A 20,576-nucleotide genomic window follows, 5' to 3' on the forward strand; every position below is an offset into this window, starting at 1 on the left:
ACACATCCGCCCGAACACCTGGATGACAGGCGGCTTCATCGAAAACCTATCGGTACCGGAACGCGCACGGGCAAGCGGGCACCGACAGTGGCTCAGGGGAGACCCTGTGGGGTTCCTACAGTCCGCCGCCCCGCCGGTGCCTCTCCGGCCCGCGGACTAGGTGTCGCGTCCCCATCGCAGATCGGCGGTGGTCAGCTTCTCACAGAGGTCGTCGAGACGGTCGTCGGACAGCACCTTGCGGTGGGCCAGCGTGTTGCGTGCCCTGACCACAGTCGCCAACAGCAGCCGCTCGTCCGCCGGGAGCGAGACGTGGCCCCTGAGACAGGCCCGCTCCAGTTCGGACGCCTCCGCGCACAGGAAGGTCCGCTCCGGGCGGGTGGCGTGGTCCTTGAGGCGGTTGCGCACGTGGAGTTCCACCAGTTCCCGGACCGGCCGGTTCGCGTACGACAGCGCCAGCTCCGCGAGCCGTCGGCGCGCCTCCTCGATCCAGGGCATGAGGACACGGGCCTGCGCCTGGCTGACCAGGACGGTGAGCTGGTCCGGGCGCCCTTCCCCGCCGTCGGCGTGCCACACGGCGGGGTGCAGCCTGGGTCTGCCCTCCCAGGCCTGCACGACGCCTCGCGCCCACGCCTCCCGCAGCGCCGACGGCGGCTTGTGGAGCAGGGCCGACCCGCCGCTCACCGGCGGGCAGCCGACGCCCCGGCCGATGGAGCGGGCCGCCAGGCACGCGCGCAGGCACTCGTCGAGGGACCGGTCGCTGCCGTCCCAGCGGTCGAACAGGTCCACCGCGAGGTCGAGGTCCGCTCCGCACAGCTCACCGACCACCTCGCTGCGCAGCGCTCGCAGGACACGGGTCCGCAGGAGCGTGCCGCCCATGGCCGCCCGGTGGCGGTCGGCGCCCCGGAGCCCGTCGAGGAGCGTCGCGCTGTCCAGCCGGCCCACGGTGCCCCACCACCAGTGGACCGAGGTCGTGGCCAGTTCCAGCTCCAGCTCGTCGGGGAGCTGCGGGGGCAGGTCCCGCAGCCGGCCGGTGACCATCACCCGGGGACGCTGTTCCGGCGGCAGACCGGCATCCTTGACGGCGGCGTCCAGGGCGCGCACCAGGCGGGCCACGTCGTGCCCCCGCTCACCCGCGCTCCCGTGCCGGGTGTCCGGCTCAAGCCACGCCCGTATGCCGATGACGGGCCGCCAGTGCGCGCCCGGGGCGGTCAGCTCGTCGACGGCGCGGCCGGGGTCGGCGGAGAGCGCCTTCGCGAGGCGGGTCATCAGCTCCGAGGGCCCGCCGGCATGGGGCGCGGGCGGCGATTCCCGGCGCGGCCCGGGCAGGTCCCAGCCGATGTCGAAGCCGTCGTCGAACCCCTCCAGCAGCGGGACGTCCGCCGTGAGGTGCGCGTACGGGGAGGGCTCCACGGGCACCGGCTCGGCCCGCACGGCACCGGGCTCGGCCACCTGGAGGTGCTCGGGTGAGCGGGCCAGCACCGTGCGGTGCAGCTTCTCGGCGTACCCCGCGACGACCATGTCGTCCGGCAGCAGCCACAGGCAGTTGCGGCCGGCGGCCAGATCGGCGGTGACGCGGTCGAGCTGGCCGCGCACCCCGGGGAGCGAGGCCAGCTCGTCGCCCGTGAGACCACGGACCTCACTCCCCCGCACGTGCCCGTACCGCCCGGAACGTCACCGGGTCGACCGCGATGCCGTCGGGTACGGCGTCGATGAGGCCGAGCCGGTCCAGCCGGGCGAGCCAGGTCTCGGTCTCCGGCTCGGGCAGTTCCACGGCCTCGGCGACCTGGTCGACGGGAACGCCCTGGCCCTCGCTGACGTAGCCGTTCCACAGGGCGAGCAGATCGAGGTCGCGGGTTTCCAGGCCGGCGGCTTCGCAGTGCCGGTCGAGGTTGTCCGGCCGCCGGATGGCCCGTCCGATCTTGTCCAGGGCGCTGTCGAGCGTGGCGCCGTTGACGGTGACCTCGGCGATGGCGGGCTCCACCCAGGTGGCCCAGCCACCGGTGGTCTGGATCAGCCGGGTGCGGTCGGCCTTGGACACGAAGGGGCATTCGGGCCAGGCCCGCAGGCTCTCCACGGACCAGCGTTCCGGACGCAGGAAGCGGACGGGCAGCGGCTCCGCCCCCCGCGCTTCCCGTATCGCCCCGACGGTCAGCGCGTCGGCCACGACGAACACCGAGCGGTGGTTGGCGCGCTTGCGTCCCTCGGCCTGGTGCACGAGGGCGTCCGCTGCCGGTCCCGCGTGGTCCACGCACAGGCGTACGGCGGACAGCAGCGCGTCGGCGTCGGTGCCGCGCAGGTCGAGCGCGAGGACGTAGTTCCTGCGCAGCCGCGAGGCGTCGGTGAGGGCGGCGCGCAGGTCGTCCTGGGCGCCCACCCTGCGCACCTCCACGCCCCGTGCCTCGGCGAAGCGCTCGGTGGCCGTGATCATCAGCTCGGGGCGGTGCAGCCTGGTCGTGCCGATCACGGTGACGCCCGGCTGTGCCGCCTCGTGCAGCTGGCCCTCGGTGAGGGGGCTGTACCGGGTCACGTAGCGGTGCGGGTCGCTTCCCGTGTACCGGCCGAGGAGGCGGCGTGCCGCGCGCGGGTCGTACTCGTAGGGCTGGCTGAACTCGGTTTCCCGCAGCTCCAGGAGGAGGTCGTCGCGTGTGCCGAGCATGTTCACGACGTTGGGGCTGCGGACGGCGAACCGGGACCGGTCGCCGAGCTGCACCAGCAGGCCGAGGCCGACCATTTCCCTGAGGTAGATCTGCACTTGCTTGACGCCGAGCTCGTGGAAACCCTCCTCCCACGCCTCCCGCGCCCACTGCAGCAGGTCCTCGGCGGAGTAGTCGCCGCGGTAGCCGTCCTGGAGGCTGCGCAGGGCGATGACGAGCGTCAGGACGCGGTAGCGGTCCTCCAGGTTGATGGTGAAGCGCAGCCGTTCGGCCAGCCTCGTCCGTACGGTCTCCGAGGCCGCGACCTCCTGGACGTCCGCCTCGGTGATCGGCGTCGGCCGGGCGTGACCCCGCGGGGAGCGGCCCTGGAGGGTGCGCACGAGTTCACTGCAGAAGATCTGCACCAGGTTGGCCTGGTAGTTGGTGATGGCGAGGATCCGCCAGACGAGTTCCGGTCGCTCGAAGACGAAGCCCAGGGCCGCCATGGGCTCGGTGACCAGCCGAACGGCGGCGGTCGGGTTCAGCGGGCCCACCAGGACGTCGGGGCCGCCGTGCGCGGTGGAGACGTTGGACAGCTCGCCGAACCGCTGCACCTGGTGGAGGCCGGCGAAGACCACCTTCAGCCGCCGGTCCGTCTGTTCCATCAGCTGCTGGAACCGCTTGACGTTCTGGAACGTCGACTCCCCTCCGGAACGGAACACCCGGCGGGAGTCGGCGGTGAGGAACGCGTCCGCCTCGTCGGCGAGGATCAGCATCCGGCGGGAGTCGTCGGCGTCCAGCCAGCCGCGGATGGCGTTGGCGACGTGCTCGGGCTGTGCCTGGTCGGACACCTTCTTGGGGTCGATGACCCGCTGCCGTTTCAGGTCGTCGGCGAGCAGTTTCCAGATGCGCTCGGGCGACTCCGCCTGCCCGATCTCGGCCTTGACCAGGTCCAGGTAGACGGCGACGTTGGCCTCGGAGCGGCGCGGGAACAGTTCCGCCACCCTGCGCAGCAGCGCGGACTTGCCGAGCTGCCGCCCGCCGTAGAGGAAGAGACCGCCGTCGGGGTTCATCACCTCCCGGAGCTCCTGGTCACGGCCGTAGAAGACCTCCGGCGGCACGGCTCCGGCGACGAAGGGCGTGTAGGGGTCGTACGACGTCCAGGGCAGCGTCACCCGCTGCAGCGCGCGGAACGCGCCGGGCGCCCGCGCGGCCATCCAGCCCGCCACGGCCGGGTCGACGACGAGCGCCTGCTGGGCCTTGCGGCGCGAGGCCTCCGCGAGGGCCCGCCGCCCCTCCCGGCCCAGCGGGTGCAGGTAGAGGACGATGTTGGCGTCGACGTCGGAGTCCTCGAGGTGGGCGAGGGGGCCGTCGGCCCGCTGCTCCTCCCAGATGAGCAGAACGGTGTACGAGGTGGCGCGCGATCCCAGTGCGGCCACGTACCCGGGCGCCTCGATGACGCTCGCGCGGCCCTTGAACCGGCGCACCCCCTGTCCCATGGGCTCGGCCTGGAAGTGCCCGAGCGGCTTCAGGCCGAGCAGCCGCAGCACGCGCGGCACGTGCTGGCTCCAGTCGCTGTTGCGGCCCCTCTTGGTGCACAGCGCCTTCCACGAGGCGACGCCCTGCTCCGCGTTGGCGGTGATCTTCGTGCCCGAGCCGTAGTGGTCGACCCACCATCCGGCCGGCACACCGTCCCCGCCGGGCGAGGGGGCCCCGGGACCGGTCAGCCCGGCCAGGAACCCGCGGAGTTCGGCGCCCTCGTCGTCAGGGCGGTCCGGCAGGCGCGCGCCGCTCTCCACGAGGGCCAGGAACTCCTGTGCGGTGACCGTGTCGCCCTCGTCGATCAGGCGCAGGATGCGGTCGTGGTCGGGTTCGGCGAGCGGGCGCTCCGGGTCGAGCCTGAGGGAGTCCAGCCGCTGCCGCAGCCGCTTGGTGGACTCCGCGACCTTCTCCGTCAGCTCGGCGACCAGGTCCCGCAGTGCCTGGAGCGCGTACCGGTAGCGGCCGGCCTCGTCACCGTCCGCGAACTCCTGCAGGCGACCGGTGAACTCCCGTTCCGTGTCGGAGGGCATCAGGTTGAGCGTCCTGATCTGGGCCAGGTGGGAGGCGGCCAGGTCGTGGTGTTCGACGATCCTGCGACGCCAGTCCTTCTCCGCCTCCCGGCAACGCCGTACCGCGTCCTCCAGCCAGTCGGCCTGCGCCGCCGGGTCCGCGGCGGGGCCGTCACCGACCGCGCGCACCAGGGCACGGGCCAGGTGGAGGTCACCGCGGGCCACGTACTGCTCCAGCACGAACTCGGCGGACGGCGGGGACAGCAGTCCGGCCAGGGCGGGGGCCGCGCGGGGGTCGTCGAAGTCGGGGCGGCCGTCGGCGTCCCGGGGCAGGTCCGGCAGCAACAGCAGGCAGTCGTCCGAGGGGACGAGCCTGTCGTCCGCGTCGGCCATCGTCGCCGAGTGGCCCACGCTCTCGGCGGACAGCCACCGGCGCAGCAGACCGAGCGCGGCGCCCCCGACGCCCGGCGGCTCCTCGCAGGGCTCCAGTTCCTCGAGCGCGGTCTCCCACTGGGGCGCCTTCGAGCCGGGTACGGCCTCCCTCGCCTGGGCGGCGGCGGCCACCGCGGCGGCCTTCGCCAGCAGCTCCCCCACCGACCGGATCGTCGCGTGCAGCTGGCGCAGCGCGCCCGAGTGGATCGGTTCCCGCGCCTGCTTGGGGGTGCGGAAGCTGCTGTCGGCCTCCTCGATGAGCCGGTCGACGTACTCACCGCGCCCCAGATTCTCGCCGAAGGTCTTGAGGGCGGAGGCGTCGCCGCTGCCGGAGGCCCAGTCGAGCACCGCGCGCAGTGCCTGGTGCAGTTGCCCGGAGGGACCGGTCAGATACCGCAGGACACGCGACGCGCGCTGGTACTTGATCTTCCGGCGGGGGAGGTCCTCCAGCAGGACGCGGGCGGACTGCTCGAGGTCGCCGACCGTGAGGCGGTGTTCCTGCTCGGTGGAGTCCTCGGCCGCGCCGGGCACGAAGACGTGGCACTCCCGTACCGCCTCCTTCAGCGCCATCAGCAGGTGCTGCCACGGCTGGGAAAGACCCGAGGGCATGGTGAAGTCGCTCAGGACGGCGTGCGGCCAGCCGGCCGTGAGGCCGGAGCGCATCGCGGCGGCCAGCGCCACGAGGTGCGCGTCCCGGTCCTCGACGAGGTCGAGGGAGGTGATGTCGTGCGCCATCTGCACCTGGGTGGCCCCATCCGCGTCGGTGCAGGCGAAGGCGGTCGCGAGGAAGGAGAGGGCCTTGGCGCGGTGCGGGTGGTCGTCCGACACCGCGGACATCCAGTAGGCCTGCGGGAGGTCTCCCCGGGTGACCAGCCGTGCCACGGGCGACGGGCCGTCCGGGGCCGTCCAGACGGAGGTGGTGGCGGCCGGCCGCGGGGGTGAACCGGCGTGGGCGACGGAGGAGGAGGGTGCCGTGCCGGCCGGTGCGCCGTGCCGCTGGGGCGGGAGTACGGAGCCGGGTGCGGGCGAAGCGGTGGACGCCTCGGCCGCCGGTTCCAGGGCGGGCACCGGGTCCGCCGGCGACACGGGCTCCGGGGCGGGCACCAGGGCGGGCACCGGGTCCGCCGGCGACACGAGTTCCGGCTCGCGCTTCGGTCGCGGCGGCGCCACGGACCCCTGCTCGGGGATCTCTCGCGCCGGCGCCACGGACCCCTGCTCGGGGTTCGGTCGCGCAGGCGCCGCGGACCCCTGCTCGGGGTTCGGTCGCGCCGGCGCCGCGGGCTCCCGCTCCGGCCGGGGCACCCGTTCCGGTCGCGGTATCGGCTTCCGCTCCGGGCCGGACACGGGTTCCGCCTGCACCAGGGGCTCCCGTTCCGGCCGCGCCACCGGCTCCCGCTTCTGCTCAGGCACCGATTCCAGTCGCGGCACGGGTGTCATCCTGGGCTCCGGTTCAGCCGCCGGTGCCTGGTGGGCCACTGGGGTCCGGTCCTCCCCCTCCGGCGGAGCCACCGCCACCGGCCCGTGTTCTCCCTGGGGCTCCCGTGGGACCTCCTCGGGCCGCGCGGCGGGTCCGGGCGCGGACCGAAGCGGTTCGCGGGGTACGGCGGCCTCGGGTACCGCTTCCGGGTCCGCCGCCTGCCGCGGGGCCGGCGGCACGGCCGGTTCCGCCGCCCTGCCGGTGGTGGTCTCCCGTTCCGCCGCGGTGGTGCCGCCGGACCCGGTGCCGCCGGCCGCCGCCGTCCGCGCGCCGGGCTCGCCGTCCCCGCGCGCGCCCGCCTCCAGGGCCGTGCCCGCCGGTCCCGCGTCCTGCGCCGCACCGGCCTGACCAGGCAGGGCCGCCCGGTCATCACCCAGCACGGAGGCCAGCTCCGTCATCCGGTCGCGGATGCCGTCGAGGGCCATCCGCAGGCCTTCCGCCTCCGCCTCCGCCTCCGCACCCGCGATCAGCTGCTCGTACTGGGCGGCGCGGTGGCGCAGTTTCCGCAGCTGGGCCTGGACCTCCTGGAGCCGGTCGAGCCGGTCGAGTTCCGCCTCCAGTGCGGCGTACCCGGCGTCGGGGGGCCAGTTCCCCTGCTGCGCGGACAGCAGCCCCGCCACCCGCGCGCGCTCGCGGGACCACGTGGTGAGGAGGACGTCGATCCGTTCCCCGGTCGCGGGCGCCCTGCCGTCCCGCACCGCGGCCGCGGCCTCGTCGAGGACACCGGCCGCTTCCGCGCTGGCCGTGCGCAGGCCGGCCACGGCCCGGCGGACGGCGTCGGTCCCCCGCTCCGCGGAGGAGCCTTCCGTACGCCCTCCGGCCGGTGCCCCCGCACGGTCCTCGCCGCTCCGCCCACCGCTCACGTCCGCCCCCTCGGCACCGTCGTACCGCACCTGTGTCTCCCGTCCCTCCGCGGAGTCCCGCCACTGCTCCGCCGTCCCTGGTGCGCGCGCCGGCGCCGGTCCTGTCCGCCGGGCGTGCGGCGGTGGTTCGCGATCGGCCGCGGCCAGGCAGCGTTCCGGGTACGCCTCGGCCACCTCCGCCGCGGCCAGGCGCCCTCTCGCCTCCGGGGCCAGCAGCCCGTACAGCGCGCAGCGGGCCAGCGCCGGGTCCAGGACCTCCAACATGGTGAGCAGGTCCGGTGCGGAGGGCCGCGCCACCACGTCCCGGGAGAAGCCGTGGGTGCCGACGAGCGCGTGGCAGGCCCAGGCGACACCGCACGCGGCGACCGAGTGCAGCACCGGTTCGCTCGCCGTGGTCAGCCACACGCGTACGGACTGGGCCTCGCGGCGAGAGGCCGCCGGCGCGTCCCTCCCGCCCTCCCTGGCCCGCCGATGGTGTCCGCACCGTCTACGGCGCAGGCACTGATGCCATGTCAACAACCCCCGCATGCCGCGCTCGTCGAGCGACAGCAGCCATGCACGGAACTCCCGCCCCCAACCCTGCATGGAGAGATACTGGCACCGCCGCCGACAGCGACACCGCGATACCGGAAAACTCCGCGGACGACGATCGGACCGTGCGGTGTTCACCCCGGGTTCACCCCGGCGGGAGCATGATTCACTGCCTGGAAAGGTCTTCACAGGCGACAGTCCGAAGGGATGCCCACCCGTGCCCCATGACATCGATCAGTCGTTCCTGGCGCTGCCCCTGAGGGCCCTCGCCGACGCCGCGCTCGCACGCGCGCGTGCGCTGGGGGCCGAGCACGCGGACTTCCGGTTCGAGCGGGTGCGCAGCGCGTCCTGGCGGCTGCGGGACGCCAAGCCCGCCGGGTCGGCGGACACCACCGACCTCGGGTACGCGGTCCGGGTGGTGCACGGCGGGACGTGGGGCTTCGCCTCCGGGGTGGACCTGACCATGGACGCCGCCGCCCGGGTGGCCTCGCAGGCGGTGGCCATGGCCAAGCTGTCCGCGCAGGTGATCAGGGCCGCCGGTTCCGACGAGAGGGTCGAGCTGGCCGACGAACCGGTGCACGCCGACAGGACGTGGGTCTCGGCGTACGAGATCGACCCCTTCTCGGTACCGGACGAGGAGAAGTCGGCGCTGCTCGCGGAGTGGAGCAACCGGCTGCTGGCCGCGCCGGGCGTCGACCACGTGGACGCCTCGCTGCTCACCGTGCACGAGAACAAGTTCTACGCCGACACCGCCGGGACCGTGACCACCCAGCAGCGGGTGCGGCTGAACCCGCAGCTGACGGCCGTGTCGGTGGACGAGTCGAGCGGGGAGTTCGACTCCATGCGCACCATCGCGCCGCCGGTGGGGCGCGGCTGGGAGTACCTGACCGGCACCGGCTGGGACTGGGACGGTGAGCTGGAGCGCATCCCGGAGCTGCTCGCCGAGAAGATGCGGGCGCCGAGCGTGGAGCCGGGCCCGTACGACCTGGTGGTCGATCCGTCCAACCTGTGGCTGACCATCCACGAGTCCATCGGCCACGCCACCGAGCTGGACCGCGCCCTCGGCTACGAGGCCGCCTATGCCGGCACCTCCTTCGCCACCTTCGACCAGCTGGGCAAGCTGAAGTACGGCTCCGAGCTGATGAACGTCACCGGCGACCGCACCGCCGAGCACGGCCTCGCGACCATCGGCTACGACGACGAGGGCGTGGCGGCGCAGTCCTGGGACCTGGTGAAGGACGGCACGCTGGTCGGCTACCAGCTGGACCGGCGGATCGCGCGCCTGACCGGGTTCGAGCGGTCCAACGGGTGCGCGTTCGCCGACTCGCCGGCGCACGTGCCGGTGCAGCGCATGGCCAACGTGTCCCTGCGGCCGGACCCGGCCGGGCTGTCCACCGAGGACCTGATCGGCGGGGTCGACCGGGGCATCTACGTCGTCGGCGACCGGTCCTGGTCGATCGACATGCAGCGCTACAACTTCCAGTTCACCGGCCAGCGCTTCTTCAAGATCGAGAACGGGCGGATCACGGGGCAGCTGAAGGACGTCGCCTACCAGGCCACGACCACGGAGTTCTGGGGCTCGATGGCCGCCGTGGGCGGGCCGCAGACGTACGTCCTCGGTGGTGCCTTCAACTGCGGCAAGGCCCAGCCGGGCCAGGTGGCGGCCGTGTCCCACGGGTGCCCGTCCGCCCTCTTCAAGGGCGTCAACATTCTGAACACCACGCAGGAGGCCGGTCGATGAGCGCCCGTACCCACAAGCCGCACGAGGTCGTCGAGCAGGCGCTGGAACTGTCCCGGGCCGACGGCTGCGTCGTCATCGCCGACGAGCACTCCACCGCCAACCTGCGCTGGGCGGGCAACGCCCTCACCACCAACGGCGTGACCCGGGGCCGTACGCTCACCGTGATCGCGACCGTGGACGGCGCGCAGGGCACCGCCTCCGGTGTGGTGTCCCGGTCCGCGGTCACCGCCGACGAGCTGGAGCCGCTGGTGCGGGCCGCGGAGGCCGCCGCGCGCGGTGCCGGGCCCGCCGAGGACGCGCAGCCGCTGGTCGGCGGGGTGCCGCAGTCCCCCGACTTCACGGACGCGCCCGCCGAGACCTCCTCCGCCGTGTTCGCCGACTTCGCCCCGGCGCTCGGCGACGCCTTCGCACGCGCGCGTGCCGGCGGCAGGGAGCTGTACGGCTTCGCCAACCACGAGCTGGTCTCGACGTACCTGGGGACGTCCACCGGGCTGCGCCTCCGGCACGACCAGCCCACCGGCACGCTGGAGCTGAACGCCAAGTCCCCGGACCGCGCGCGCTCGGCGTGGGCCGGCCGGTCCACGCGGGACTTCAAGGACGTCGACCCGGGGGCCATGGACGCCGAGCTGGCCGTACGGCTCGGCTGGGCGGAGCGGCGGGTGGAGCTGCCCGCCGGCCGCTACGAGACGCTGCTGCCGCCGACCGCCGTGGCGGACCTGCTGATCTACCAGCTGTGGTCGGCGTCGGGCCGGGACGCGGCCGAGGGCCGGACGGTGTTCTCCAAGCCCGGCGGGGGCACGCGGGTCGGTGAGAAGCTGAGCGGGCTGCCGCTGACCCTGCGCAGCGACCCGCACGAGCCGGGCCTTCAGTGCCCGCCCTTCGTGGTCGCGCACTCCTCCGGCGGCGACCAGTCGGTGTTCGACAACGGGCTGCCGGCCCGTGCCACCGACTGGATCTCCGGGGGCGTGCTGAGGCACCTGACCACCACCCGGCACAGCGCGGCCCTGACCGGGCTGCCGGTCGCCCCGGTGCTCGGCAACCTGATCCTGGACGGCGGTGACGACCGTTCCCTGGCGGAGATGGTCGCGGACACCGGGCGCGGGCTGCTGCTGACCTGCCTGTGGTACATCCGCGAGGTCGACCCGGCGACGTTGCTGCTGACGGGCCTGACCCGGGACGGCGTCTACCTCGTGGAGAACGGCGAGGTGACCGGGCAGGTGAACAATTTCCGGTTCAACGAGTCCCCGGTGAGCCTGCTGGGCCGGGCCACCGAGGCGGGGCGGACGGAGAAGACGCTGCCGCGCGAGTGGAGCGACTGGTTCACCCGGGCCGCGATGCCCGCGCTGCGCATCCCGGATTTCAACATGAGCTCTGTCAGTCAGGGCGTATAACCTCGTAGGCGTTCGTGGTCGGGTGTGCACCCGGCTGCCGGAAGATCACCAAGGAGACACGAGAACCGTGACGGACATCGTCGACGAGCTGAAGTGGCGGGGGCTCATCGCCCTCTCCACGGACGAGGACGCACTGCGCAAGGCGTTCGCGGACGGCCCCGTCACGTTCTATTGCGGCTTCGACCCGACCGCGCCCAGCCTGCACCTCGGCAACCTCGTGCAGATCCTGACGATGCGCCGCATCCAGGAGGCGGGCAACCGTCCGCTGGCGCTGGTCGGCGGTGCCACGGGTCTCATCGGCGACCCGAAGCCCACGGCCGAGCGCACGCTGAACGCGCCGGAGGTCGTGGCCGGCTGGGTGGAGCGGCTGCGCGCGCAGATCGAGCCGCTGCTCCACTTCGACGGGCCGAACGCCGCGGTGATGGTCAACAACCTGGACTGGACCCAGGGCCTGTCGGCCATCGAGTTCCTGCGGGACATCGGCAAGTACTTCCGGGTCAACAAGATGATCGCCAAGGAGGCCGTCTCCCGCCGGCTCAACTCCGACGCGGGCATCAGCTACACCGAGTTCAGCTACCAGATCCTGCAGGGCATGGACTTCCTGGAGCTGTACCGGCGGCACGGCTGCACCCTCCAGACCGGTGGCAGCGACCAGTGGGGCAACCTCACCTCGGGCACCGACCTGATCCACCGGGTCGAGCCGGAGGCCGTGGTGCACGCGCTGGGCACCCCGCTGATCACCAAGGCGGACGGCACCAAGTTCGGCAAGACCGAGTCCGGCACGGTGTGGCTCGACCCCGAGATGACCACGCCGTACGCGTTCTACCAGTTCTGGGTCAACGCCGACGACCGGGACGTCTCCAAGTTCCTGCGCATCTTCAGCTTCAGGTCGCGTGAGGAGATCGAGGAGCTGGAGCGGCAGACCGCGGAGCGGCCGCAGGCCCGGGCGGCGCAGCGGGCGCTCGCCGAGGAGCTGACGACGCTGGTGCACGGCGCCGACCAGACGGCCGCGGTGATCGCCGCGTCCCGCGCCCTGTTCGGGCAGGGCGAGCTGGCGGAGCTGGACGAGCGGACGCTGGCGGCGGCGCTGTCCGAGGTGCCGAACGCCCGGGTCACCGAGCTGGCTCCGGTGACCGACCTGTTCGCTGAGGTCGGTCTGGTCGCGAGCAAGTCCGCCGCGCGGCGGACCGTGAAGGAGGGCGGGGCCTACGTGAACAACGTCAAGGTCACGGCCGAGGACGCGGTGCCGTCCGCCGGGGATCTGATCCACGGGCGGTGGCTGGTGCTGCGGCGCGGGAAGAGGAATCTGGCGGCCGTGGAGGTCACGGGCGCCTGAGCGTCAGAGGGGCGCGGGGCCCCCGCACGACTGCGGCCACGTGATGGCTGGTCGTGCGGGACCCGCGCCCCTTCCAGGTCACGCCCGCTGCTGCTTCCGTTTGCCCAGCGTCGCCATGTAGAGGGCGTCCACCGCGGCGACGATGATGATCGCGGCCACGAGCTGGAAGATGTGGCGGCTCCAGTCGATGCCGCGGGTCTCCGCCACGCCGACGGCGCGGGCCACCGCGTTGCCCACGATGGCGCCGAGCATGCCGCAGATGGTGGTCAGCCACAGCGGGCTGTGCTGCTTGCCCGGGATGATCGCCTTGGCGATGAGACCCAGCACGAATCCCACGATGATCGCCCACAACCAGCCCATGGCTGCCTCCTCGTACGGCTCGACGTGAGCATTACGGTCAGTGTGGTTCGCTCCGCCGTACGGCGCATGTCGGGTTCCCCCGTACGCGGCGGGGCTCCCGGGCGTCGTCGCAGGCCGGGGGTGACCCGGTCTCGAAGGCGGCGCGGGCGCGGCGTACCGTGGGTTGTGTCCCCGGCCGGTTCCCCGCCGGCGGTGGACGAGGGTGCGGGTCGGGGAGGGTCCGATGCGGGCGGATGGTGGAATGTGATGCGGAAACAGCACGGCGGCGGCGTCCAGGTGTTCCGGATCACCGGTGCCCGGACCGGACTCGCCGAGGACGTACGGGGCCGGCAGCGGCGGTACGTGATCTCGATGGGGATCCGTACGGTGTCGGTGATCCTGGCGGTCTCGTTGTGGAACGTCGAGCGGTACGTCGCGATCGTCGCGCTCGTGCTCGGCGCGGTCCTGCCCTACATCGCGGTGGTGATCGCCAACGCGGGACGGGAGAAGCCGCCGTCCCTGCCGTCCACGTTCGTCACCGCGCCGATGCGGCCGATGATCGCGCCGTCGGAGACCGAGGACGGGCGGGCGGAATCCGGGTGGCAGTCCGTGCGGGAGTCCGCGACGCAGGACGTGCCGACGAATTCGGCGCCCGGAGCGCGCGGTGAGCGAGCCGATCCCGTCTGAGCACGCCGGACGCATGAGAAGCGGAATGCGGCCGTGCGCCAAGCTCAAGAAAAGCTCAGATCAATCCTGTTGTTCCGGTGCCGGGCGGCGGGGTAGCCGTGACATACTGCGTACGCGCTCCGCATCCCCCGTCGGAGCGATGGACCGACGCCGGGCAGCTCCCCCCGTGGCTGCCCGGCGTCGCCTTGTCTGCGCCCCTTGTCCGTGCCCATGAGACGAACCCGAGACGAACCCGTGAGTGACGAGACCCCGATCTGCTCCGCCAAGGGCTGCCGTGCCGCCGCCGTGTGGGTGCTGGCGTGGAACAACCCGAAGGTGCACACGCCGGAGCGGCGCAAGACATGGCTGGCCTGCGAGGAGCACCGCGAGCACCTGTCGCAGTTCCTCGGGGTGCGGGGTTTCCTGAAGGACGTCGTGGCGTTCGACGAGTGGCGGGCGGCCGAAGGGGCCTAGGTCCTAGCCCTAGCCGCCGATCGCCGACATCGGGCGGTCCGGCTGGACGAACGTCGGGTCGTCCAGGCCCGCTCCCGCCTTCTTGCCCCACATGGCGAGCTTCCAGATGCGGGCGATCTCCTCGTCCGGGGCGCCCGAGCGCAGGGCGGCGCGCAGGTCGGTCTCCTCGGTGGCGAACAGGCAGGTGCGTATCTGGCCGTCGGCGGTGAGGCGGGTGCGGTCGCAGGCCGCGCAGAACGGCCGGGTGACCGAGGCGATCACACCGACGCGGTGCGGGCCGCCGTCGACCAGCCAGCGCTCGGCCGGGGCCGAGCCGCGCTCGTCCGCTCCCTCGGGGCTGAGGTCGAAGCGGGTGCGCAGGGAGGCCAGGATGTCCCCGGCGGTGACCATGCCCTCGCGCTTCCAGCCGTGCTGGGCGTCCAGGGGCATCTGCTCGATGAAGCGCAGCTCGTAGTCGTGCTCCACCGCCCAGGCGAGCAGGTCCGGGGCCTCGTCGTCGTTCAGCCCCGGCATCAGGACCGCGTTGACCTTGACGGGGTTCAGCCCGGCTTCGCGGGCGGCCTCCAGGCCCTCCAGCACGTCCCTGTGGCGGTCGCGGCGGGTGAGCGTCTTGAAGACGTCCGGGCGCAGGGTGTCCAGGGAGACGTTGACCCGGTCCAGGCCCGCCGCCTTCAGCGCGGTCGCGGTGCGCCTCAGACCGATGCCGTTGGTGGTGAGGGACATCTGGGGGCGCGGCTCCAGCGCGGCGACGCGCTCGACGATGCCGACCAGGCCCGGGCGCAGCAGCGGTTCACCACCGGTGAAGCGGACCTCCTCGATGCCGAGCGTGCGGACCGCGATGTCGACGAGGCGGACGATCTCGTCGTCCGTGAGCAGGTCGGGCTTGGCCAGCCACTGCAGGCCCTCCTCGGGCATGCAGTAGGTGCAGCGCAGGTTGCACCGGTCGGTCAACGAGACCCTCAGATCGGTGGCCACCCGGCCGTAGGTGTCGATGAGCACGTAGGCCCCCCTCCCTCTCCCGGTCACTCATTCTCGGTCGCGCGTGCGTCGGGCGTCACCTGCGAGCCTACGTGACGCCGCTGACATCGACAGCGGCACGATCCCACGAGGTACGGCGCGACCGCGTCGTAGGACCGTACAGTCCGTGACGACGCGGTCGCCGGTGCGTACTCTGCGTGGCTCGCCTCAGTGCGCTCCGGTGCCGGTCAGGGACCGCACCTCCAGTTCCGCGTACTTGTCCTCGTCCGGGGTCTCCTTCGACAGCAGGGTGCCCACGATCCCGAGCAGGAAGCCGACCGGGATGGAGATGAGCCCGGGGTTCTCCAGCGGGAACCAGTGGAAGTCGACGTCGGGGAACATCGAGGTCGGCTTGCCGGAGACCACCGGGGAGAACAGCACCAGGCCGACCGCGGTGACCAGGCCGCCGTAGATGGACCACAGGGCGCCCGTGGTGGTGAACCGCTTCCAGAACAGGCTGTAGAGGATGGTCGGCAGGTTGGCGGAGGCGGCGACCGCGAAGGCGAGGGCGACCAGGCCGGCCACGTTCAGGTCGCGGGCCAGGGCGCCGAGCACGATGGACACCGCGCCGATGCCGACGGTCGCCCAGCGGGCCGCGCCGATCTCCTGCTTCTCGCCGGCCTGGCCCTTCTTGATGACGTTCGCGTAGATGTCGTGCGCGAACGAGGACGACGAGGCGAGGGTCAGGCCGGCGACGACCGCGAGGATCGTGGCGAAGGCGACGGCGGAGATGGTGGCGAGCAGGATGGCTCCCCAGTCGGAGTCGACGCCGCCCAGGTGCAGGGCCAGCAGCGGTGCCGCGGTGTTGCCCGCCTTGTTGGAGGCGATGATCTCGTCCGGTTTGATCAGCGCGGCGGCGCCGAAGCCGAGGGCGAGGGTCATCAGGTAGAAGGCGCCGATCAGGCCGATCGCCCAGATGACGGACTTGCGGGCGGCCTTGGCGGTGGGGACCGTGTAGAAGCGGATCAGGATGTGCGGCAGGCCGGCGGTGCCCAGGACCAGGGCGATGCCGAGCGAGAGGAAGTCCAGCTTGGTGGTGCCGGTGGCGCCGTACTTCAGACCGGGCTCCAGGAAGGCGCTGCCCTTGCCGCTGTTGTCGGCGGCCTTGCCGAGCAGGTCGGAGATGTTGAAGTCGAACTTCAGCAGGACCAGGAAGGTCAGCAGCAGGGCACCGATGATCAGCAGGACCGCCTTGACCATCTGCACCCAGGTGGTGCCCTTCATGCCGCCGATGGTCACGTACACGATCATCAGCACGCCGACCAGGGCGACGATGCCGATCTTGCCGCCGTCGCTGGTGATGCCGAGCAGGAGCGAGACGAGGACGCCGGCGCCGGCCATCTGGGCGAGCAGGTAGAAGATCGACACGACGATCGTGGAGGCGCCGGCGGCCGTGCGGACGGGACGCTGGCGCATCCGGTAGGCCAGCACGTCGCCCATGGTGTAGCGGCCGGAGTTGCGCAGCGGCTCGGCGACCAGGAGCAGGGCGACGAGCCAGGCGACGAGGAAGCCGATGGAGTACAGGAAGCCGTCGTAGCCGAACAGGGCGATGGCACCGGCGATGCCGAGGAAGGACGCGGCGGACATGTAGTCGCCGGAGACGGCCAGGCCGTTCTGGAAGCCGGTGAACTGCCGTCCGCCGGCGTAGAAGTCCGCGGCGTCCTTGGTCTGCCGGCCGGCCCAGACGGTGATGACGAGGGTCGCGGCGACGAACACCGCGAACAGGGTGATGATCAGCGTCCGGTGCTCACTGGCCTCGCCGGCGGCGAGCAGGGTGTGCGAGGCCCGGCCGGTGGCCGTCAGGGTGTGCTGCGCGGGGCTCATGCGCCGCCCTCCATCCGGGACTTGATGGCCTCGGCCTTCGGGTCGAGCTTGGCCGCGGCGTGCCGGGCGTACCACCAGGCGATGAGGAACGTGGTGAGGAACTGGGCGAGGCCCAGGACGAGGGCCACGTTGATGTTGCCGGCGACCTTGGTGCCCATGAAGCCGCCCGCGTAGTTGGACAGCAGGACGTACAGCAGGTACCAGGCGATGAAGGCGATGGTCAGCGGGAAGGCGAAGGAGCGGTGGGCGCGGCGCAGTTCACCGAACTCCGCGCTCTGCTGCACCTCGGTGAACTCCTCGGTGGAGGGAAGGGAAGCTGGGTGTTTCGCGGGTGGCGGTGTCTCGGTGGCCACGGGCTCTCCTCGCGTGACGGACGTGCGCTGTCTGGCTTCACAGAACCGGGATCACGTTACCTCTAGTCGCGGGGCGACTCCGTTCTGTGATCACGGTACGAGGGGTGCCCGCTTCGACGGGCCCCCCGTCCACGGTCACGGCGGCCCGCCCGGGCCGGTTCAAGTCCGTCGCGCTCTTTCGGAGATCGGGCGCGGAAGATAGCTTCGGCCTGCACCACCCGCCATGTACCTGCCCGAACACGACCGTGTCCGGGCGGTTTCGTATCCGGATGATGTGGAGATCCCATGGCTCATCTGCGCTCCAGACGCCGGCTCGCGCTCGCCGTGCCCGTCGTGCTGTCGCTGACCGCCTCGCTCGGCTTCCTGCCGTCGGCGGCCTCGGCGGCGCCCGCGGCGGGAACGGTGGCGCGGGCGGCGGACGGCCCGACTCTCGCCTATGTGGTCAACACCCGTACGGACGACCGCACGATCGCGTCCGTGCGGCGGGAGATCGCGCGCAACGGCGGCACGGTGGTGGCCGGTTACGACCGGATCGGCGTCGTCGTCGTCCATTCCGCGAACCCGGACTTCGCCGCGCGGATGCGGGCGGTGCGCGGGGTCGACTCCGCGGGTGCCACCCGGACCGCGCCGCTGAGCGCGGCCGGGACGACGGACGAGGGCGCGGTGCAGGTGCTGTCCCGGGCGGAGCGGGCGCGGATCGCGGCGGGCGCGGCGGCGGGCGAGGAGCCGCTGGAGGCGGACCAGTGGGACCTGCGGGCGATCGGCGCCGACCGTGCCGCGAAGGTGGATCCGGGCAGCCGGAACGTCACGGTCGGGGTCATCGACACCGGCGTGGACGACACGCACCCGGACATAGCCCCGAACTTCTCCGCGTCCCAGTCGGCGAGCTGCGTGAGCGGCAAGGCGGACACGACGTACGGCGCGTGGCGGCCGGCGGACGCCGGCCACTACCACGGCACCCATGTGGCCGGTGAGATAGCCGCCGCCCGCAACGGCATCGGCGTGGCCGGTGTGGCGCCGGGCGTGAAGGTCGCGAGCATCACGGTGGCCCAGCCGGACGAGACGTCGCTGTTCTACCCGGAGAGCGTGGTCTGCGCGTTCGTGTTCGCCGCGGACCACGGCATCGAGATCACCAACAACAGCTACTACGTTGATCCGTGGTTGTACAACTGCATGGACGACCCCGATCAACGTGCCATCGTCGACGCGGTCAACAGGGCCCAGCTGTACGCCCAGCGCAAGGGCACGCTCAACGTCGCCTCGGCGGGCAACTCCAACGACGACCTGGACTCCGACGCCGTCGTGGACGACTCCAGCCCCGACGACTCGACGGCCCGGACCCGCACGATCGACCCGCACGCGTGCTTCGACGTGCCGACCCAGCTGCCCGGTGTGGTCACCGTGAGCGCGGTGGGCGTGAAGGGCACCAAGTCGTACTACTCCAGCTACGGCCGGGGCGTGGTCGACGTGGCGGGGCCGGGCGGCGACAAGTACCAGATCCCGGACACGCCGTCGAGGAACGGCCGCGTCCTGTCCACCCTGCCGAACGACCAGTACGGCTTCCTCCAGGGGACCTCGATGGCCTCCCCGCACGTGGCCGCAGTGGCGGCGCTGCTCAAGTCGGCGCACCCGCACGCCACTCCCGCCCAGCTGCGGGCGCTGCTGAAGGCCCAGGCGGACAACCCGGGCTGCCCGGCCGGGCCGTACGACGGCGACGGCGACGGGGTCGTGGACGCGACCTGCGCCGGCGGCAAGCGGGTCAACGGCTTCTACGGCTTCGGTGTCGTCAACGCGCTGCGCGCCGTCGAGTAGCCGGCCGGCGGCCCGCACACCGCCGTCGTCGTCCGACGGCGCTTCACCAGATGTCCCGCACGACGCGCTCGCACCGCGAACGAACTGGAGAGAACAGCCATGACCGCGCCCAAGCCGCGCCACCGCCGCGCCCTCGCCCTCCCCGCCGGGATGGCCCTGGCCACGGCCCTCGCGTTCCTGCCCGGCGTCAACGCGTCCGCCGCCACCGGCACCCCGGCGGCCTCCGCCGACGCGCCCGCGCTCAGCTACGTCGTCAACGTCCGCCCCGGACACGCCGCCTCGGCGCGTGTCCAGAAGGCGATCGCCGAGGCCGGGGGCTCGGTGGTGGTCGCGTACGACCGGATCGGCGTGATCGTCGCCCACTCGTCGACCCCCGGCTTCGCCCAGCGGATCCGCGCCGTACGCGGAGTCGACTCGGCCGGGGCCACGCGCAACGCGCCGCTGCCCGCGCAGTCCACCACCGACATGGGCACGCCGAAGGCACTGACCGCCGAGGAGGCCGCCCGGGTGACGGCGGCCGACGGCCAGGACCCGCTGGAACCGCTCCAGTGGGACCTGCCCGCCATCAAGGCTGACAAGGCGCACGAGAAGACGCTGGGCAGCCGGGACGTCACGGTCGCCGTCATCGACACGGGCGTCGACGACACCCACCCGGACATCGCGCCCAACTTCGACCGCGCCGCGTCCGCCAACTGCGTGTCGGGGAAGCCGGACACGACGGACGGCGCCTGGCGGCCGAGCGCGTCGGAGAGCCCGCACGGCACGCACGTGGCGGGCGAGATCGCCGCCGCGAAGAACGGCGTGGGCGTCACCGGCGTGGCACCGGGCGTCAAGGTCGCCGGCATCAAGGTCGCCAACCCGGACGGCTACTTCTACACCGAGGCCGTGGTCTGCGGTTTCGTGTGGGCGGCCGAGCACCACGTCGACGTGACCAACAACAGCTACTACACCGACCCGTGGTACTTCAACTGCACCACCGACCCGGACCAGAAGGCGCTCGTGGACGCCATCACCCGGGCCTCGCGGTACGCGGAGCGCAAGGGCGCGGTCAACGTCGCGGCGGCGGGCAACGAGAGCTACGACCTCGCGTCCGACTCGATCACCGACCCGGTGTCCCCGAACGACGGCACGCCCTCGGACCGGGTGATCGACCCGCACGAGTGCTACGACATACCGACCCAGCTGCCGGGTGTCGTGACGGTGGCGGCCACGGGCGCCAAGGGCCTCAAGTCGTCCTTCTCCAACTACGGTCTCGGCGTCATAGACATCGCCGCGCCGGGCGGCGACTCGACCGCGTACCAGAAGCCGGAGCCGCCGGCGACCAGCGGCCTCATCCTGGGCCCGCTGCCGGGCGGCAAGTGGGGCTACATGGCCGGGACGTCCATGGCGACACCGCATGTCGCCGGCGTTGCCGCGTTGATCAAGTCAACCCATCCGCACGCCTCCGCGGCCCTGGTCAAGGCGCTGCTGTACGCCGAGGCCAACGCCACCCCGTGCACGGACCCGTACGACATCAACGGTGACGGCAAGGTGGACGCGGTCTGCGAGGGGTCGAGGAACTACAACGGCTTCTACGGCCGGGGCACGGCGGACGCGCTGGCCGCGGTGACCCGGTAGCCCCCACCCCGAGGACCGC

The 20,576-nt window shown here is 72.5% G+C and carries 13 protein-coding genes; 7 read left to right on the forward strand and 6 right to left on the reverse strand.

The window, feature by feature from the left end; all coding sequences use genetic code 11:
- Positions 1-156: 156 nt before the first annotated feature.
- Both LG395_RS09370 and LG395_RS09375 read right to left on the reverse strand, forming a co-directional pair.
- Entirely contained in the window at positions 157-1,650 is a 1,494-nt protein-coding gene (locus LG395_RS09370) for a hypothetical protein (RefSeq protein WP_225809064.1), read from the reverse strand.
- Positions 1,637-7,861, reverse strand: a complete 6,225-nt coding sequence (locus LG395_RS09375; RefSeq protein WP_225809065.1) for a hypothetical protein — start codon at positions 7,859-7,861, stop codon at positions 1,637-1,639. Before LG395_RS09375 ends, LG395_RS09370 begins: the two co-directional genes overlap by 14 nt.
- A 343-nt stretch (positions 7,862-8,204) precedes the next feature.
- Between LG395_RS09375 and LG395_RS09380 the strand changes: the two genes are divergently transcribed.
- The 3 genes from LG395_RS09380 (at position 8,205) to tyrS (ending at position 12,455) form a co-directional block, all read left to right on the forward strand.
- Complete coding sequence (locus tag LG395_RS09380; RefSeq protein WP_171157627.1) at positions 8,205-9,728, forward strand: TldD/PmbA family protein; 1,524 nt, start codon at positions 8,205-8,207, stop codon at positions 9,726-9,728.
- Positions 9,725-11,119 (forward strand): TldD/PmbA family protein, encoded by a 1,395-nt coding sequence (locus tag LG395_RS09385; protein WP_171157625.1) that lies wholly within the window; start codon positions 9,725-9,727, stop codon positions 11,117-11,119. The genes LG395_RS09380 and LG395_RS09385 overlap by 4 nt, the downstream gene beginning before the upstream one ends.
- Positions 11,120-11,186: 67 nt before the next feature.
- On the forward strand, positions 11,187-12,455 hold the full coding sequence (gene tyrS, locus LG395_RS09390; RefSeq protein WP_225809066.1) for a tyrosine--tRNA ligase: 1,269 nt from the start codon (positions 11,187-11,189) through the stop codon (positions 12,453-12,455).
- Between the two features lie 78 nt (positions 12,456-12,533).
- Here tyrS and LG395_RS09395 read toward each other — a convergent pair whose 3' ends face one another.
- Positions 12,534-12,815 (reverse strand): GlsB/YeaQ/YmgE family stress response membrane protein, encoded by a 282-nt coding sequence (locus LG395_RS09395; RefSeq protein WP_171157622.1) that lies wholly within the window; start codon positions 12,813-12,815, stop codon positions 12,534-12,536.
- 246 nt (positions 12,816-13,061) lie between these two features.
- On the opposite strand from LG395_RS09395, the gene LG395_RS09400 reads away from it, so the two are divergent.
- A complete protein-coding gene (locus LG395_RS09400) occupies positions 13,062-13,481 on the forward strand; it encodes a DUF3099 domain-containing protein (protein ID WP_225809067.1) in 420 nt (139 codons plus the stop codon).
- A 234-nt stretch (positions 13,482-13,715) separates the two neighbouring features.
- Positions 13,716-13,934, forward strand: coding sequence for a hypothetical protein (locus LG395_RS09405; RefSeq protein WP_014671880.1), 219 nt, complete (start codon positions 13,716-13,718; stop codon positions 13,932-13,934).
- A gap of 9 nt (positions 13,935-13,943) precedes the next feature.
- Here LG395_RS09405 and moaA read toward each other — a convergent pair whose 3' ends face one another.
- The 3 genes from moaA to LG395_RS09420 form a co-directional block, all read right to left on the reverse strand.
- Positions 13,944-14,933 carry a GTP 3',8-cyclase MoaA gene (gene moaA / locus LG395_RS09410; RefSeq protein ID WP_171157618.1) on the reverse strand — a complete coding sequence of 330 codons (990 nt, stop codon included), beginning with the start codon at positions 14,931-14,933 and terminating at the stop codon, positions 13,944-13,946.
- Positions 14,934-15,119: 186 nt separating this feature from the next.
- Entirely contained in the window at positions 15,120-16,775 is a 1,656-nt protein-coding gene (locus LG395_RS09415) for a monocarboxylic acid transporter (RefSeq protein ID WP_171157616.1), read from the reverse strand.
- On the reverse strand, positions 16,772-17,128 hold the full coding sequence (locus tag LG395_RS09420; RefSeq protein ID WP_171157614.1) for a DUF485 domain-containing protein: 357 nt from the start codon (positions 17,126-17,128) through the stop codon (positions 16,772-16,774). The genes LG395_RS09415 and LG395_RS09420 overlap by 4 nt, the downstream gene beginning before the upstream one ends.
- A 285-nt stretch (positions 17,129-17,413) precedes the next feature.
- On the opposite strand from LG395_RS09420, the gene LG395_RS09425 reads away from it, so the two are divergent.
- Complete coding sequence (locus LG395_RS09425; protein ID WP_225809068.1) at positions 17,414-18,940, forward strand: S8 family peptidase; 1,527 nt, start codon at positions 17,414-17,416, stop codon at positions 18,938-18,940.
- Between the two features lie 99 nt (positions 18,941-19,039).
- Positions 19,040-20,557: a S8 family peptidase gene (locus LG395_RS09430; protein ID WP_225809069.1), complete on the forward strand. Its 1,518-nt coding sequence runs from the start codon at positions 19,040-19,042 to the stop codon at positions 20,555-20,557.
- The last annotated feature ends 19 nt before the right edge of the window (positions 20,558-20,576 follow it).

It is taken from the genome of Streptomyces spinosus (genome assembly GCF_020400655.1).
In the GTDB taxonomy this organism is placed as follows: Bacteria; Actinomycetota; Actinomycetes; order Streptomycetales; family Streptomycetaceae; genus Streptomyces; species Streptomyces argyrophylli.

Excerpts from the sequence above, each read along its gene's own strand:
- LG395_RS09395 (WP_171157622.1), bottom strand. The coding sequence starts at position 12,815 with ATGGGCTGGTTGTGGGCGATCATCGTGGGATTCGTGCTGGGTCTCATC.
- LG395_RS09385 (WP_171157625.1), top strand. The coding sequence starts at position 9,725 with ATGAGCGCCCGTACCCACAAGCCGCACGAGGTCGTCGAGCAGGCGCTG.
- LG395_RS09430 (WP_225809069.1), top strand. The coding sequence starts at position 19,040 with ATGACCGCGCCCAAGCCGCGCCACCGCCGCGCCCTCGCCCTCCCCGCC.
- LG395_RS09415 (WP_171157616.1), bottom strand. The coding sequence starts at position 16,775 with ATGAGCCCCGCGCAGCACACCCTGACGGCCACCGGCCGGGCCTCGCAC.
- LG395_RS09425 (WP_225809068.1), top strand. The coding sequence starts at position 17,414 with ATGGCTCATCTGCGCTCCAGACGCCGGCTCGCGCTCGCCGTGCCCGTC.
- LG395_RS09400 (WP_225809067.1), top strand. The coding sequence starts at position 13,062 with ATGCGGAAACAGCACGGCGGCGGCGTCCAGGTGTTCCGGATCACCGGT.